14 protein-coding genes are annotated in these 15,775 nt (G+C 54.2%); 8 read left to right on the top strand and 6 right to left on the bottom strand.

The genetic code is table 11. The annotated features are described in order from the left end of the window. Positions 1-2: 2 nt before the first annotated feature. Complete coding sequence (gene cysS / locus OZ410_RS07820; RefSeq protein WP_277707394.1) at positions 3-1,481, top strand: cysteine--tRNA ligase; 1,479 nt, start codon at positions 3-5, stop codon at positions 1,479-1,481. Here cysS and OZ410_RS07815 read toward each other — a convergent pair whose 3' ends face one another. Continuing rightward, positions 1,482-2,396, bottom strand: coding sequence for an AraC family transcriptional regulator (locus OZ410_RS07815; protein WP_277707393.1), 915 nt, complete (start codon positions 2,394-2,396; stop codon positions 1,482-1,484). Between the two features lie 392 nt (positions 2,397-2,788). Here OZ410_RS07815 and yidD point away from each other — a divergent pair, with 392 nt between their 5' ends. From yidD to OZ410_RS07795, 4 genes are all read left to right on the top strand, one after another. Next, positions 2,789-3,022, top strand: a complete 234-nt coding sequence (gene yidD, locus OZ410_RS07810) for a membrane protein insertion efficiency factor YidD (protein ID WP_277708350.1) — start codon at positions 2,789-2,791, stop codon at positions 3,020-3,022. Between the two features lie 288 nt (positions 3,023-3,310). Then, positions 3,311-4,273, top strand: coding sequence for a prolipoprotein diacylglyceryl transferase (gene lgt / locus OZ410_RS07805; protein WP_277707392.1), 963 nt, complete (start codon positions 3,311-3,313; stop codon positions 4,271-4,273). Beyond that, on the top strand, positions 4,266-4,769 hold the full coding sequence (locus tag OZ410_RS07800) for a DUF192 domain-containing protein (protein WP_277707391.1): 504 nt from the start codon (positions 4,266-4,268) through the stop codon (positions 4,767-4,769). Before lgt ends, OZ410_RS07800 begins: the two co-directional genes overlap by 8 nt. Further along, positions 4,766-5,314 (top strand): GNAT family N-acetyltransferase, encoded by a 549-nt coding sequence (locus tag OZ410_RS07795; RefSeq protein WP_277707390.1) that lies wholly within the window; start codon positions 4,766-4,768, stop codon positions 5,312-5,314. Before OZ410_RS07800 ends, OZ410_RS07795 begins: the two co-directional genes overlap by 4 nt. A gap of 50 nt (positions 5,315-5,364) precedes the next feature. Here the strand turns inward: OZ410_RS07795 and OZ410_RS07790 are convergent, their stop codons facing one another. Further along, positions 5,365-5,574, bottom strand: coding sequence for a YgaP family membrane protein (locus tag OZ410_RS07790; protein WP_277707389.1), 210 nt, complete (start codon positions 5,572-5,574; stop codon positions 5,365-5,367). Between the two features lie 219 nt (positions 5,575-5,793). Here OZ410_RS07790 and OZ410_RS07785 point away from each other — a divergent pair, with 219 nt between their 5' ends. After that, positions 5,794-7,026: an ATP-binding cassette domain-containing protein gene (locus OZ410_RS07785; RefSeq protein ID WP_277707388.1), complete on the top strand. Its 1,233-nt coding sequence runs from the start codon at positions 5,794-5,796 to the stop codon at positions 7,024-7,026. 172 nt (positions 7,027-7,198) lie between these two features. Then, positions 7,199-7,579, top strand: a complete 381-nt coding sequence (locus OZ410_RS07780) for a hypothetical protein (RefSeq protein WP_277707387.1) — start codon at positions 7,199-7,201, stop codon at positions 7,577-7,579. 63 nt (positions 7,580-7,642) lie between these two features. Here the strand turns inward: OZ410_RS07780 and secDF are convergent, their stop codons facing one another. Both secDF and mdh read right to left on the bottom strand, forming a co-directional pair. Continuing rightward, a complete protein-coding gene (secDF, locus tag OZ410_RS07775) occupies positions 7,643-10,597 on the bottom strand; it encodes a protein translocase subunit SecDF (RefSeq protein WP_277707386.1) in 2,955 nt (984 codons plus the stop codon). A gap of 200 nt (positions 10,598-10,797) precedes the next feature. After that, the gene (gene mdh / locus OZ410_RS07770; RefSeq protein WP_277707385.1) at positions 10,798-11,724 is read right to left on the bottom strand and encodes a malate dehydrogenase; all 927 of its coding nucleotides are present in this window, start codon (positions 11,722-11,724) and stop codon (positions 10,798-10,800) included. Between the two features lie 240 nt (positions 11,725-11,964). Between mdh and OZ410_RS07765 the strand changes: the two genes are divergently transcribed. Further along, positions 11,965-12,342, top strand: a complete 378-nt coding sequence (locus OZ410_RS07765; protein ID WP_277707384.1) for a hypothetical protein — start codon at positions 11,965-11,967, stop codon at positions 12,340-12,342. Positions 12,343-12,564: 222 nt separating this feature from the next. Here OZ410_RS07765 and OZ410_RS07760 read toward each other — a convergent pair whose 3' ends face one another. Together OZ410_RS07760 and gyrB are read right to left on the bottom strand one after the other, a co-directional pair. Next, positions 12,565-13,572, bottom strand: a complete 1,008-nt coding sequence (locus tag OZ410_RS07760) for a DUF6588 family protein (RefSeq protein ID WP_277707383.1) — start codon at positions 13,570-13,572, stop codon at positions 12,565-12,567. 73 nt (positions 13,573-13,645) lie between these two features. Next, on the bottom strand, positions 13,646-15,589 hold the full coding sequence (gyrB, locus tag OZ410_RS07755; protein WP_277707382.1) for a DNA topoisomerase (ATP-hydrolyzing) subunit B: 1,944 nt from the start codon (positions 15,587-15,589) through the stop codon (positions 13,646-13,648). Between the last annotated feature and the right edge of the window lie 186 nt (positions 15,590-15,775).

Below are 15,775 nucleotides of genomic sequence, written 5' to 3'. Positions count from 1 at the left end.
CCATGGCATTGTATACGGAGCAAACCCTGAGGTTACAAAATTCCCTGAGCGGGGAAAAAGAAGTTTTTACCCCCCTTCACGAAGGCCATGTGGGCATGTACGTCTGCGGCCCTACCGTGTACAGCAACGTCCACCTCGGAAATTGCCGGACCTTTATGTCCTTCGACCTGATTTTCCGTTACCTGCAGCATCTGGGCTATAAAGTGCGCTATGTGCGCAACATCACCGATGCCGGCCACCTGGAAGACGACGCCGACCAGGGGGAAGACAAGATTTCCAAGAAAGCGCGCCTGGAGAAGATTGAACCCATGGAGGTAGTACAGCGCTATACCGTGGATTTCCACAACACCCTTCAGAAATTCAACCTGCTCCCCCCCAGCATTGAACCCACGGCCACAGGCCACATTGTGGAGCAGATCGAGATCATCAAGGTGATCATGGACAAGGGGTACGCCTACGAGAAAAACGGCTCGGTGTATTTTGACGTCCTGAAATTCAATGAGGATTACGAGTACGGCAAGCTAAGCGGCCGCAAGCTGGAAGACATGATTGCCAATACCCGGGAGCTTACCGCCCAGGACGAAAAAAACAACCCGCAGGATTTTGCCCTTTGGAAAAAAGCGGAGCCCCAGCACATCATGCGCTGGCCTTCCCCCTGGGGTGAAGGTTTTCCGGGCTGGCACCTGGAGTGTACGGTAATGAGCACCAAATACCTGGGGGAAACTTTCGATATACACGGGGGCGGGATGGACCTGAAATTCCCCCACCACGAGTGCGAAATTGCCCAGGCCGAAGCCAGCAATGACAAGCCCCCGGTACGGTACTGGCTGCACGCCAATATGCTGACCCTGAATGGGCGCAAGATGGCCAAGTCTACCGGCAACAACCTCCTGCCGCATGAGATCTTCAGCGGGGACAACCCCATCCTGAGCAAGGCCTTTGCCCCAACCGTGGTACGCTTCTTTATGATGCAGGCCCATTACACCAGCATCCTGGACCTTAGCGATGATGCCCTGCTGGCCGCCGAAAAGGGATATCACCGCCTGATGGACGCCCTGGAATTGCTGCCCACCCTGCCCACCGCCAAGGCCAGCGACCTGGACGTGGCTGCCTGGAGGCAGCGGTGCTATGATGCCATGAATGACGATTTCAACAGCCCGGTACTCATTGCACAGCTGTTTGAGGCCGTAAAATGGATCCACCAAATCCGGGAAGGACGCCAGCACCTTAATGCAGCCGACCTGCAACTCCTGGGGGAAACCCTGGATGCCTTTGTATATGAGGTACTGGGGCTGGAAAAAGCCCGTGGTGCATCCGGGGATACGGGAAAACTGGACGGCACCCTGGAACTGCTGGTGGACCTGCGCAACCAGGCCCGCGCCAACAAGGATTACGGCACCGCCGACCAGATCCGGGATGCCCTTACAGACCTGGGCATTCAATTGAAGGACGGCAAGGACGGCACCTCCTTTACCTATTAGTCACAAACTCCGCGTTACGTATTTCTTCCGGTAGGCCCCCGGGGTGAGGTGGTATTTCTTCTTGAATGCCCGGTTAAAATAGGACCGGCTTTCAAAGCCGCTTCTCAGGTAGACCTCCTTGATACTCACCTTGGGATTTTGCAATAAACTCATGGCCAGTCGCAACCGCTCATTCCGGATAAACTCCACCGGCGAAACCCCAAGCTCCTGCCGGAAGACCCGGTGAAAATGGGAAGCACTCATACACGCCATTTCACTCAGGGCCGGAACGTCCAGGTTTTCCCCCAGATTGCGCTGGATATAGCGCACTGTGCCGGTGAGCCGGCTCCCTTCCTGCAGACGCACAAACCCCAGACGATAGTGGGGCTGTTCCTGAGCCTGTGCAATGCGCACAATGAGCTCCTGCAGCATATTATCCAGGAATAACTCCCGATTGGGGTGCTCTTCGGTGAGCAAGAATAAAAACCGCTGCAGGATCTGATGGAAGGCCCGGTCGTTTACGAAGTGGAAGTTGCCCCCGGGGAAGGCCCAGGCTTCCCCATCCGGCCGGGGCATCTTCCGGTCCATCCAGAGGAGCACCTCCCCAATCTTCGCCTGTTCGATCTCTATGGTCATGCACCGGGCCGGGCGCGTCATACTGGCATCCGGGAAGTCGATGGTAAGCGGTTCCCCTTTGGGAATGATCAGGGTCTCCCCGGGCAGGAAGGGAAAGCGTTCGTAATCCCTTAAAAAGACGGTTTTTCGGCCTTCAATCATACTGAGCAGGGCAGGCAGCTCAAAAGACACCTGTACCTGGCTGGCGCGCTCATAGGTTTCGAAGATATGGAGGATGGCATCCTTAAAGGTATAACTGGTCTGATTCTCGACCAGGGTTTGGAGTTTACGGGTTTCCAGGAATTCGGGTGGCAATTGCATAGCAAGGATTTGGTAAAAGAAACGCAAGTGTATATGACTCCAAGATACAGAAAATTCTGATTCGTGATAGGATCGGTCACACTTATGGCAGCATATTGCAACCCCTTTGAAACCTCTTCGCCTAATTTAGGGATGTGGTGTGTGTCCGGTGTCAATCGGTTTTCACATACCTGAAAGCACACATAAACACGAGACTTATTCGATACCATTAACTACTGGAAAGAGGAAATTAAAGCCGTCACGCCATCCGCAATTTCGTTACTTAGTTTGGTTGTTTTGGGAATCTGCGTCCCTTGGATTCCGTTAGTACCAGCGGCCGTGGCGGCTTTCCTCTCTCAGTATGGTTCGGAAAACCTTTCCAAATGGCGTACCTTAGAGGGATTTTATTCGCCATGACTCCTCCCAAACCTGCCTTCCCGTCGCGTGTCCTCATCGGCCTGGTCCGGTTCTACCAACGCTATATTTCGCCCCTTACCCCGCCTACCTGCCGCTACACCCCTACCTGTTCGGAATATACCGTTACGGCCCTTCGCAAACACGGGGTTTTTAAGGGCGGGTGGCTGGCGTTGAAACGCATCCTGAGCTGCAACCCCTGGGGCGGTTCCGGCTATGACCCGGTACCCTGATTTTTGGCGTACGGGCTTTTCGCGCCTGGGAATTGAATTGCCCCTGCAAGCTGCTTTCCCCAGGCAAGGCGTGCTTTACGGACGGGGTTTGAGGATGGTATCCACGAGAATTTTTAAGCTGAAAGAAGATTTAAGAACTACCCCTTAACTTTTAACCGGGGGAAGGGGGTGACCCCCAGACCAAACGCCCACTTTCGCCTGGCGGCAACATTTCCACACGGACATTTTACCACCATCGGGGCCTGCCCTGGCCTCTGGATTTAGTATCTTAGCCTCAAAACTCACCCTATGTTTATTTTGGGATTTACCTGGAATCCGGACGACACCCTTTTTAGCCTGGGCGTACTGCAGATTAAGTATTACAACCTGCTTTGGATCATCGCCTTTGCCGCTGGTTGGTACCTGATGAAAGGCTTTTTCACCAGGGAGGGCAAAACGCGGGAGCACCTGGATTCCCTGTTCATCTATGTGGTGCTTTCCACCATGCTCGGGGCCCGTCTGGGGCATGTATTCTTTTACGATTGGGACTACTACCGGGAACACCTGGTGGAAATTTTGATGCCTATCCGGGAATCTGCCGGGAGCAGTCTTTTCGGGCTGATCAACGGATACGAATTTACCGGCTTCCTGGGCCTGGCCTCGCACGGGGCGGCCATTGGCATCCTGATCGGGATCTATCTCTACACCCGGAAATACAAAGAATTTAAAATGCTGTGGGTGCTGGACCGGCTGGTCATACCCATTTCCCTGGGCGCTTTTATGGTCCGCCTCGGGAATTTCTTCAACTCCGAGATCAACGGGAAAGTAACCGAGTCTTCCTTTTTCCTGGCTACACGCTTTGTCCGGGATTCAGACGATATGCCAGCGGGCCGGGCCATGCAGATTACCGGGATCAACAACCCGGATGCCGCTTACAAGGCCCTGGCGCAAGACCCCCAGTTCTCGGAATACCTCCAGGGCATCCCCTACCGGCATCCCGCCCAACTTTACGAAGGGGCCCTGTACCTGCTGCTCTTTTTACTCCTGTTCTGGCTGTATCAGAAGACCGATAAAAAGGACCGCCCCGGGTATTTCTTCGGGCTGTTCCTGATTGCTTTATGGGGCATCCGCTTCTTTGTCGAGTTTGTCAAGAAAAGCCAGGGGGGCTTCGAAGAGGCCCTGGGCTACCTCTCTACAGGCCAGTGGCTCAGTATCCCGTTCATTCTCCTGGGCTTGTACTTTATGTTCCGTAAACCCAGGGGCCATGCTTAAGGTACAATCTAAAACATGGCTCCCGGCCCTTGCCCTGGGGCTTCTCTTACTGGGTTGGGCCTGTAAGGACGGGGACAAAATCCCGCTGCAAACCCGGGAAGTAGGTTTTACCCACGAAGGGGCACTGGAAATCCTGAAGGCCGGCACGGATTCCATTCGTGTAAACCTGGATATCGAAATTGCCGAAACGGCATACGAAACCCAAACCGGGCTCATGTATCGGAAAACCATGGAAGACCGACAGGGCATGCTCTTTATCTTCGAGGCCCCGGCCGTGCATTCCTTCTACATGAAAAACACGCTGATCCCACTGGATCTCCTCTTTATAGACGATAGCCTGAAAATCGTAACCATCCGAAAAAACGCCGCACCCCTGGACGAATCCGGTATCCCTTCCGGGGCGCCGGTACAATACGTGTTGGAAATTAAAGGTGGTTTATCCGACCGCTGGGGGATAGCCGTAGGCGATGCCATCCGTTTTGAACGCCTGCCATGAACCTGACTCCGGGTACTCCTGGTTTTGGATTGCTGGCAGGCACGCGCAGCCCCAGACTTGCTTACCGTCGGTTGCAGGCCGAAGACTCCATGGCCTGGCGTGCTTTCTTTAACGACCCGGAAAGTCGTAAGTACTGGCAGGGGGCTCCGGCCACGCCGGAGGCGTCCTGGCAAGCCCTGTACGGTCGAAATCTGGAACGGTACCGCTCGGGGTTGGGCGGCATGAATGCCCTGATATGCCTGAAAACCGGACAACTCCAAGGGATGTGCGGGATCACCCGCCAGGAAGTAGATGGCCGGATGGAATGGGAATTGGGATATGCGCTATTCCCGGAGGCCCGTGGCAAGGGTCTGGCCACGGAGGCGGCCCTGCATTGCCGAGACACCGCCCTGCAGCAGGGATGGGCCACCCGGCTGATCTCAATTATTGCCGTTGAGAACACCCCTTCAATCCAGGTAGCCCGCCGGCTGGGTATGCAATTGGAAACACAGACAATCTTCAAAGGCAACCCTGTGGGCGTGTTTTGCTATCACGCGAAAGCATAAGCCCCGGACGTATTGCCGGGGCGCCTGAACGCATTTATCCAAAATACGGGTTATTCGTGTTTTGTTGGGCAGGTATTGATGCCAAAGGGGGCATACAAGGGGCAAAAGCTCACAAAACTGGTTAGCAAAAAAACGCCGGCCAGTACCAGCAGGATAATGCCAGGGGTGCCGGTTACCGTTCCTGTAAAATAAAGGACCGCAAAAATGGCCGCTACAATAAAGCGGATCACGCGGTCCGCCATTCCCATGTTTTTTTTCATTGGTCTAGTGTTTTGTTAATTCGATAATCAGCCACACCAACCCGGAAACCAGCCCTATGCAGAGCAGGCAAACCAGGATGAATTTCAATATCTTGTGGCGCATTATTGCCTTTCAAGGTACCAATTCGAATTTAATTCCAATGTAACAAAAGTCATATTTCAGGGGCGCGAAGCCGTGATTCCCATAATTTTAAACCTCTAATTCGCAAAGAAAAGCCGATGTCACCTTGTTTGCATACCGCTATTTACACGGACAATGCCTCCCGAAAGACGGCCCTGGCTCAACGCCTGCTTTCGGATGACCCGCCCCAGGAACTTAATTTCCTGAAAGGGCGGCAGGGCAGATGGTTTTCCAATGCGCGAATAGCCGAATTCCTTGAGGAGGAGGCCCGGCACGAAACCTCTGCCTTAACACCATACGCCGGAAGGCCCCTTCGCACCCTTTCCAGTGGCGAACGCAAAAAGGCGCTTTTGGCCTATCTCCTTTCCGGGAAACCGGAGTACCTGATCCTGGACGACCCATTCGACAACCTGGACCAGGGATATCAGCAAGCCCTGTACAACCTCCTGGCAGAGCAGGAAAATTCCGTTTGTTTTATACAACTGATCAGCCGGGCGGAAGACCGATTGCCTTGCATCAGACAGGGTGCATTTCTGGACGGCTTAGCCTTGGTTGGGTTTCCCGGTTATGAGCCCGAAGTTCATGGAAAGCAACGGTTTACAGGCACCGTACCTCCCCCGCCCAGGTCCTGGCCAGAGTTGCCGGATCCCCTGGTATCCTTACAGGAGGTAACCCTGACGTATGGCCAAACCCCCGTGCTGGATCAGATAACCTGGGAAATCCGCAAGGGAGATTTCTGGGAACTGCGCGGGCCAAACGGCAGCGGGAAGTCTTCCCTGATTACCATGATCAGCGGCGACAATCCCAAGGCCTTTGGGCAGAACATGTACCTTTTCGGAAAACGAAAAGGCAGCGGAGAGAGCGTATGGGACATCAAATCCCTGTTGGGTTATTTTACGCCGGCCATGTCAGATCGGTTCCGGGGGTATCATACGCTGGAAAATATGCTGATTTCAGGCCTTACGGACTCCATAGGTCTGTACGTTCAACCCACCGATGCCCAGCAATTGCTGGCTCAGCAGTGGCTGAAGTTCCTGGGAATGGAAACGCGCGGACAGGAACGCTTTAGCGACCTTACCGAAGGGGATAAGCGCCTGATCTTCTGTGCTCGGGCCATGATCAAGCATCCCCCCTTGCTGATCCTGGATGAACCTACTGCCGGCCTGGATACCCGGGCAGCACGCGGCGTGGCGGCCCTGATCGCCAAGATGGCTTCGCAGAGTGAAACAGCTATTGTTTTTGTCTCCCACCGAAAGGAACCTGGACTATTGCCCGAGCAAGTACTGGAACTTCAACCCGGACCCCTGGGATCTAAAGCCATTGTCGTTTAAGTTTTTTTCATCATTTTAACATATTAAATATTTTTATGTTAATCATAATGAATTAACCTTTAATTTTTTATGGTTTTTATTCGTAATATTTAGTATATTTCTAATAGCCTTAATAAGGCGCCAAACAACCTTCTAACCAAAATGCACCGCTGGCCGGTATTATTCTTGGTATATGCCTACACAGGTAAAGTATAAGGTTGTTAAAAACTATGTGGACCTGGAAATTTCCGGCAAAGGCACGGCAGAATATGTCGTAAGTGAAAGCCGGAAGTTATGGGGTCAGATGGACCACATCTGCCGGCAGGAAAAACAGCACCGGGTGCTTGCCCGCATGCAGCTGCAGCATCCCCTCCCCATCCGATACAGTATGGATATTGCCCGCAACGCCCAAAAGGCCGGGTGGAGTCCGAATTATAAACTGGCCTTTGTGACCGCTTCGGACAACCAGATGACCTTGCAACTGGTCCGCTCGTTTATGGTACACCTGGGTTATGAAGTTGCTGTTTTTAGCAGCAGGCGCACAGCGCGTAAATGGCTGCAGGAGCAGGACTGAGTACAGCATAAAAAAAAGCTGCACCCCCGGGGGATGCAGCTTTTTTCATTTCCGATAGGAATTTTATTGCTTCTTCCCGCGGGAAAGTTTGCGCTCCAGGGTATCGAACATCACCGGGGTGGCGATGAACAGGGAGGAGTAGGTCCCCACTATAACCCCTACAATCATAGCAAACATAAACCCGCGCAGGGTTTCACCTCCAAAGATGAAGATAGACAGCAGTACCACCAACGTGGTCAGGGAGGTGTTCAGCGTCCGGCTCAGGGTGCTGTTGAGCGCCAGGTTCACATTTTCGCCCGAACGCCAGCCCCGTTCGTTTATAATCTCGCGGATACGGTCAAACACCACCACGGTATCGTTCAGGGAATACCCGATCACCGTCAGGATGGCCGCAATAAAAGCCTGGTCAATCTCCATGCTGAACGGCATCAGCGCACTGGTAGCCGAAAAGACCCCTAGCACGATCATTACGTCGTGGAAGACGGCAACCACCGCACCCAGGGAGAACTGCCACCTGCGGAAACGCAACAGGATGTACAGGAACACCACTGCCAGGGAACCTAATACCGCCCAGACGGCATTTTTCTTGATGTCGTCCGCGATAGTCGGGCCCACCTTGCGGTATTTCATAACCCCAATCTCATCGTTGGTCCCGCCGGGGATAAAGTCCTCGTACGTGGTCCCGTCCGGCAGGTACTTCTGCAGATCGTTGAAAAGGATTCCCAGGATTTCGTCATCTACCTCAGTACCCTGCACGTCCACCTTGTATTTGGTGGTCACCATGATCTGATTGGCATCCCCAAAGGTCTTGGCCGAGGCACTACCCAGGGCATCGGTGAGTTCAGAGGTGATCTCGGTTGGGTTTACCGGGTTCACAAACCGGATCTGGTAGTTCCTCCCCCCGACAAAATCCACACCCTGGTCCAGGCCTTTGGTGAACAGGGAAGAAAGCCCTCCGATAACCAGAATAGCCGAAATGACGTAGGCAATTTTCCGCTTGCTCAAAAAGTCGATATTCATATTGCGGAACAGGTTCCTGGTCATGCCGGTAGCAAAATCCAGCCTGCGCCCGCGCTTAGCCAGGTATCCGTCAACCAGCAGGCGGGTAATAAAGATCGCCGTGAAGAGCGAGGTCAGGATACCGATAATCAGGGTGGTGGCAAAACCTTTGATCGGCCCGGATCCGAATACCAGCAGGATAATGGCGGTAAGGCCGGTGGTGATGTTGGCGTCCAGGATGGAGGAAAGGGCATTGTCAAAACCGTCCGAAACGGCCTGGGACATACCTTTGCCTTTCTGCACCTCTTCCTTGATCCGTTCAAAGATCAGAACGTTCGCATCTACAGACATCCCGATAGTAAGTACAATACCGGCAATACCCGGCAGGGTCAGTACCGCCCCCAGGCTGGCCAGCACGCCAAAGATCAGGACAATGTTAAAGATCAGGGCAATATCCGAAAATACCCCGGCCTTGCCGTAGTAGAATACCATCCACAGCAGCACAAAGACCATGGCAATAATAAAGGACATAAAACCACTACTGATGGCTTCTTGACCCAGGGAAGGTCCAACTACAAAAGAGTCGATAATCTCCGCCTTGGCGGGCAGTTTCCCGGCACGCAGTACGTTGGCGATATCCTTGGTTTCGTTTACGGTAAAGGTCCCTGAAATTTCCGTAGCCCCGCCGGAAATCCCGCCGGGTTCGTTAACGCCCGGAGCCGTGTATACCCGGTTGTCCAGGGCAATGGCAATGGCCGTCTGGTTTTCGTATACCTCGGCCGTGAGCTGTTTCCAGTCGCGGGCGCCGCGTACGTTCATATCCATCCCTACGGAGGGGCGGTTGTACTGGTCAAACTGATCGCGGGCGTCACTCACGACGTCTCCGCTCATACGCGGGGTGTTTGCCCGGTTGGATTTCAGGGCGTAGAGGGCTGCCACTTCGGAGCCCTGGGTGGGGCGTTCCCACATAAATTTGGTAAACTGTACCTCAGCCGGCAGCAATCTGCGGATCTGTGGCAGGCGCAGCCAGGCGCCCACCTGGGCCGTATCCTGGATGGCTGCTACCCCAATGGCTACCCCGCCCGGGTTGGGTTGCATCTTTTCAAAGAGGGGGTTGCTCTGCTGGGCCAGGTCCAGAGAATCCTGGGACACATCGGAAAGGAGGGAATCGATCTCGCTGGCTTCCTTGGCCTGGGGGGCCTCGGCCTCCACGATAGATTTCAGGGCCTCATTGGCCTGGATCAGAAAGTTCAGCAGGGCCTGGTTGCCGGGCTCATAGGTTTCCCAGAATTCCAGCTGGGCGGTGCTGGAGAGCAGGTCCTGGGCGCGGGCAATATCACGGGCCCCGGGGAGCTCTACCAGAATACGTCCGGAATTACCTTCCCGCTGGATGTTGGGTTGGGTCACCCCAAAACCGTCAATACGTTCCCGCAACACCTCGAAAGCCGAGATCACAGCCTCGTCCACCTTCCGGCGGATGATGGGCTTGACCTGGTCGTCGGTCATCTCAAAATTAATCTCATCGCTGAGACCTTTGTTCGCAAAGATATCCGGAGATGCCAGTTTGGTGTCCCCCTTGATGGCGTCAAAGGAGTCAAAGAACAGCTCCAGGTACGTGGCATCGCTGTTTTTGGAAGCTTCGTCCGCATCGGCCAGGGCCTTGTTAAACACCGGGTTCTTGGTGTTGTTGGCCAGGCCGGACAGGATATCCCGAACGGAGATTTGCAGGGTTACATTGATCCCGCCCTTAAGGTCAAGACCTTTGTTTAATTCTTTCTTCTTGGCATCCTCGTAGGAAGTGAACCCGAGAATGGGGTTCTTGGCTACGGAATCCAGGTAACGGGCTTCCACCTGCTCCCTTTTGGCTACATAATCCTCCTCATCTGAGGGGATGGAAGCCACGGCATAGGCCTCTGCATCGGATTCAATCTTGGAGGTAATAAAAGTGAAGGAAAGCTGGTAAACGCTTACCAGGCCAAAGAGCCAGGCAAACAGCCGGATAAGTCCTTTGTTATTCATGTGTAAGTGCTTGTCTGAATAATGGATACATGCTGCGAACAGCGTGCAAATATATTATTTCCCCTAGGAACTGCCAATAAAATCACAGCTTTTGTAAAAGCCCGCAGAAGCCCGTCCCGCCGGGTTGGGAAGCCTGCAGCACCCCATAAAAAAAGCATCCTCCCGGGGGAGGATGCTGGCTTTTGGCAGGGAATCGCTGGTTAAACCTCCAGCAGGCCGTTGGTTTTGGAAACGCCGGCGGCGCTTTCCTTCATCTTGTCGGCTTCCGCCTGGCTCAGTTCCAGTTCCACAATGCGCTCAATCCCATTGCGCCCCAGGATTACCGGCACCCCTATACAGAGGTCTTCCAGGCCATACTCCCCTTCCAGCAGGGCGGAACAGGGAAACATTTTTTTCTGGTCGCAGGCAATGGCCTGCACCAGGGCAGAAACCGCAGCTCCGGGGGCATACCAGGCGCTGGTGCCCAGGAGTTTGGTCAGGGTGGCGCCGCCTACCTTGGTGGCTTCGGCAACCTCCTGCAGTCGGTCTTCGGAGATAAATTCACTAACCTTGATACTGTTGCGGGTGGCCTGGCTGGTAAGGGGCACCATCCCGGTATCGCTGTGCCCGCCAATTACCATGCCGTCAATGTCGGAAATAGGGGCTTCGAGGGCTTCGGCCAGGCGGTATTTGAACCGCGCGCTGTCCAGGGCCCCGCCCATCCCGATGATGCGGTTCTTGGGCAGGCCGGTGGTCTTATGTACCAGGTAGGTCATGGTATCCATGGGGTTACTCACCACAATCATGATGGCCTCGGGGGAGTGCTCCAGCAGGCTGCCTGCCACGGATTTTACAATGCCGGCATTGATGCCGATCAGTTCCTCCCGGGTCATCCCCGGTTTGCGCGGAATCCCGGAGGTGATCACCACAATGTCACTGCCGGCAGTTTTGCTGTAGTCGTTGGTAGACCCTACAATACGGGTATCAAACCCGTTCAGGGAAGCGCACTGCATCAGGTCCATAGCCTTGCCTTCGGCAACGCCTTCCTTGATGTCCAGCAGCACCACCTCGGCCGCAAAATTCTTGATGGCAATATACTCGGCACAGCTGGCCCCGACGGCCCCGGCACCTACAATGGTAACTTTCATATCGATGTGTTTTTAACAGAGGTTAGAAGCGGCCACAAAATTAACGAAAATATGCGGAAAAACCGTCCGAATTCAGGGGAATCCCACCGGTTTCAGCCGGGGTGGCAGGCTAAAAAAATGTTAACAAAATCAGCCGTTGGTCGAAAAACGGGCAGGCGGGGTGTCGGACGTCGAAAAAAAGGCAATACCGCGGTTTTACCCCCGTTGGCATAATACCCAAATCCTAAACCTACCTACGTCATGCAGCGAAAGTTACCCCCGCTTGTCCCGCTGTTTTTGTGCCTTTTGATGGCCGTAAGCAGCTGTTCCGAAATCCCCGAAAACGACGATCCCGTAATCGGCATCTGGAGCCGTACCGAAATTGCCCAGGAGCCTGCCCAGAAGGTGACCCTCCGGGAAGAATGGATCTTTAACGATGTTTACCTGGGCCGCTACCAGCGGTACGAAGGTTCCCAGATCACCTTTAAGAGTGATTTCAGCTGGGAATTCAGCCAGGGCTTTTACCATATTGAATACCCGGGCACAGACCTGCCGTCCGATGTTGTGAAGATTGTGCTTCGCGAAGGCAGCGAACTGCTCGAAGATCACCAGGGCGAAATCCTGGCGACGCGCGAATAATTCCCGAGTCTTAAATTCCATAGAGATCGACGGAGACAGCCCGCTATTTGGCGGGCTGTTATTTTTTTACCCCCTCCAAACCCGGCAACCCGGGCTGCCAAGGAAACAATGCCTTCCCGTTTTACCAGCCCATGCAGGCCCGGCGGCAATTAAAGAGAAGGCCAAAACAAAAACAGCCCGCTGTGCAGCGGGCTGTTGCCTTTTAAAGGGTTGGCCTCTGGCCTAGCGAAAACCGAAGCTTACCCCCGCAGAAAAGATATTGAACTCGGCCAGGGTGTAGTCTGCATGCAGGCGGAAAAAGCCCAGTTTAAGCCGGGTACCAACCCCTGCAGTGACCCCGCCATCTTTCTGGCTGATGGAAAACGGATCGGTATAGGTAGTCTGGAAGGGGCCGGAGGTTACCCGGTAGGTTCCCAGGATATCGGTCTCGGATTTCCCGCTGATATACCCCAGGGTGCCGTAGAAGTTGATGACGGGCAGGCGGGTAGACACCGCTGCCTGGAACGTCCAGGTATTGTAGCGGGCCTCGATACGCTGGTTCTCCCCGTCGATGAAATTGGTATTGGTAAAGTCATAGGACCCGTCCAGGTGGGTGTAGCCGATAAAGCCGGAAATGGCAATGGGCAGGAGCTTGTCCGCCGGGAGGTGTTCGGTGAAATCGTGCAGGATACCAAAGCCATACAGGCCTACCTCTACCTCGTCCGTATCGATCTTGGGCAGGAAACGGGCTTTGATCTCAGTCCCTTTGATCAACCCTACCCCAACCTGCAAAAAGCCGGCAGGCAAGAAGTTGATATTTTCGGAAGCCAGGCCCGTAGGCAGCTCAAAGCTCTGGGAAAAGAAACCATTCTCGTCTTCCACCACCACATTAATGCCCGAGAGCTCTCCCAGGGCCGTACTTACGCTCTTGGAGGTGCTGCCGTCTTCAAACCGGAGGTTTTCGTACTCGGCCGTATTCAGGACAAAACTTTTCTTGTCTTCCTTGTTTTTAAACCCGGCCATGGAACCGATGAATCCGATTTCGAAACCGGCCAGGGGTTTGGCCTTGGCCGTATTCAGCCAGGAGCTACCCAGGCTGTATACAATACCCGTCTGGGCCGGAGAGAGGTAATCCGTGGTGAAGCGCTGGGCATCGGCAAGGCCGGCAGCCAGCAGGTCGTTTACATTCGATTGGGCAGTTCCCAGGGCAGTGCTCCCCAAAACCCCCAACAGCATAGCAAATCTTTTCATGGTGTAAGAATTTTACCTCTAAACTAAAAAACCCCTGCCGGAGACAGGGGTTTTTGTTGTGAAAAGGGAATTCTTATGCGTCAATGTTGGCGTAGACGGCATTTTTCTCAATAAACTCCCGGCGGGGCGGCACCTCATCGCCCATCAGCATGGAGAAGATCCGGTCGGATTCGGTGGCATTCTCTATGGTTACCTGCCGCAGGGTACGTCCCTCCGGGTTCATGGTGGTTTCCCAGAGCTGCTCCGCGTTCATTTCCCCGAGACCCTTATACCGTTGAATGTTTACCCCGGAGCCCCCAAATTCCTCGGTAATGGCATCCCGCTCCTTGTCGTTCCAGGCGTAGCGTTTCTTGCTGCCTTTCTTGACCAGGTACAGGGGCGGGGTGGCGATGTAGACATGGCCATTTTCCACCAGTTCCCGCATATAGCGGAAGAAGAAGGTGAGGATCAGGGTTTCAATATGGCTCCCGTCCACGTCCGCATCACACATGATCACAATCTTGTGGTAGCGGAGCTTGTCCATATTCAGGGCCTTACTGTCTTCCTCTGTGCCTATGGATACCCCCAGGGCGGTATAGATATTCTTGATTTCCTCGTTTTCGAAGACCTTGTGCTGCATGGCCTTCTCTACATTGAGGATTTTACCCCGTAGCGGCAGGATCGCCTGGAAATTCCGGTCACGGCCCATCTTGGCCGTACCCCCTGCAGAATCCCCCTCCACCAGGAAGAGTTCACAGCGTTCGGGATCCTGATCGGAACAGTCCGCCAGTTTCCCGGGCAGCCCGCCCCCGCTCATGGGGTTTTTCCGTTGCACCATTTCACGTGCCTTGGTGGCCGCGTGGCGCGCCTGGGCAGCCAGGATCACCTTTTGCACGATGCGCTTGGCATCTTCGGGGTGCTCCTCCAGGTAATCGGTTAGCATTTCGGAAACTGCCTGGCTTACGGCGGCAGAAACTTCCCGGTTTCCGAGTTTGGTCTTGGTTTGCCCCTCAAACTGGGGCTCGGCCACCTTCACGGAAACGATGGCGGTAAGGCCTTCGCGGAAGTCGTCCCCGGCCACCTCGAACTTCAGCTTGTCCAGCATCCCGGAGGAGTCCGCGTATTTCTTCAGAGTGGTGGTCAGCCCGCGGCGGAAGCCGGAAAGGTGGGTACCCCCCTCGTGGGTGTTGATGTTGTTGACGTAGGAATGCAGGTTTTCCGTGTAGGAGGTATTGTAGACCATGGCTACCTCTACCGGAATCCCGTTCTTTTCCCCTTCCATGGAAATAACATCCTGGATCAGGGGTTCCCGGTTGCCATCCAGAAAACGGATAAATTCCTTGAGGCCTTCCTCCGAACTGAAGGTTTCGCTCTGAAACTCCCCTTCCTTGTCTTTCTGGCGGCGGTCGGTAATGGTGATGGTGATCCCCTTGTTCAGGTAGGCCAGTTCCCGCATGCGGTTGGCCAGGGTATCGTAATTGTAAACAATGGTTTCCTGGAATACCTGTACATCCGGGTGGAAGGTTACAATGGTACCCGTGGTATCGGAGGTGCCGGTACTTTTAACCGGATACAGGGAGCGCCCCCGTTCGTATTCCTGTTCCCATATCTTGCCGTCGCGGTGGACAGTGGCTTTCAGATGGTCGGACAGGGCGTTTACCACCGAGACCCCAACCCCGTGGAGCCCCCCGGAAACCTTATAGGAATCCTTGTCGAATTTCCCCCCGGCCCCGATCTTGGTCATGACCACTTCCAGGGCGGATACACCTTCTTTTTTATGCAGGTCCACCGGGATACCCCGGCCGTTGTCCTGGACCGTAATGGAGTTGTCTTCGTTAATGGTCACCGAAATGGTATCGCAGTGCCCGCCCATCGCTTCGTCGATGGAGTTATCCACTACTTCGTATACCAGGTGGTGTAAGCCGCGGACCCCCACATCCCCAATGTACATGGAGGGGCGCATGCGCACGTGTTCAATGCCTTCCAGCGCCTGGATGCTGTCCGCGGAATAGGACTTTTTGTTTACTTCTTCACTCATTGCTGATTCGGTTGATATCGCTGCAATTTTGCAATCTCACAAATATAGGCATTACCCTTGCAAATAGGCGCTTTTCGCCATTTTGGAGGACTCCAAGTTATCAACAATTGTTGTGGAAAAAACAGGGTTCCCAAACCCCGTCCGGGACAAACAGGAAAAGCACCGTTGCCGGTGCTTTTCAAGGAC

This window comes from Robiginitalea aestuariiviva (assembly GCF_029537735.1).
Classification (GTDB): Bacteria; Bacteroidota; Bacteroidia; order Flavobacteriales; family Flavobacteriaceae; genus Robiginitalea; species Robiginitalea aestuariiviva.
Note: the sequence above shows the minus strand (reverse complement) of the source record. Positions and strands in the feature narration are given on the sequence as shown.

Coding starts and splice junctions, on each gene's coding strand:
- OZ410_RS07765 (WP_277707384.1), top strand. CDS start 11,965: ATGCAGCGAAAGTTACCCCCGCTTGTCCCGCTGTTTTTGTGCCTTTTG.
- OZ410_RS07790 (WP_277707389.1), bottom strand. CDS start 5,574: ATGAAAAAAAACATGGGAATGGCGGACCGCGTGATCCGCTTTATTGTA.
- OZ410_RS07760 (WP_277707383.1), bottom strand. CDS start 13,572: ATGAAAAGATTTGCTATGCTGTTGGGGGTTTTGGGGAGCACTGCCCTG.
- yidD (WP_277708350.1), top strand. CDS start 2,789: ATGACTCCTCCCAAACCTGCCTTCCCGTCGCGTGTCCTCATCGGCCTG.
- cysS (WP_277707394.1), top strand. CDS start 3: ATGGCATTGTATACGGAGCAAACCCTGAGGTTACAAAATTCCCTGAGC.
- mdh (WP_277707385.1), bottom strand. CDS start 11,724: ATGAAAGTTACCATTGTAGGTGCCGGGGCCGTCGGGGCCAGCTGTGCC.
- OZ410_RS07800 (WP_277707391.1), top strand. CDS start 4,266: ATGCTTAAGGTACAATCTAAAACATGGCTCCCGGCCCTTGCCCTGGGG.
- OZ410_RS07795 (WP_277707390.1), top strand. CDS start 4,766: ATGAACCTGACTCCGGGTACTCCTGGTTTTGGATTGCTGGCAGGCACG.
- OZ410_RS07785 (WP_277707388.1), top strand. CDS start 5,794: ATGTCACCTTGTTTGCATACCGCTATTTACACGGACAATGCCTCCCGA.
- gyrB (WP_277707382.1), bottom strand. CDS start 15,589: ATGAGTGAAGAAGTAAACAAAAAGTCCTATTCCGCGGACAGCATCCAG.
- lgt (WP_277707392.1), top strand. CDS start 3,311: ATGTTTATTTTGGGATTTACCTGGAATCCGGACGACACCCTTTTTAGC.
- OZ410_RS07780 (WP_277707387.1), top strand. CDS start 7,199: ATGCCTACACAGGTAAAGTATAAGGTTGTTAAAAACTATGTGGACCTG.
- OZ410_RS07815 (WP_277707393.1), bottom strand. CDS start 2,396: ATGCAATTGCCACCCGAATTCCTGGAAACCCGTAAACTCCAAACCCTG.
- secDF (WP_277707386.1), bottom strand. CDS start 10,597: ATGAATAACAAAGGACTTATCCGGCTGTTTGCCTGGCTCTTTGGCCTG.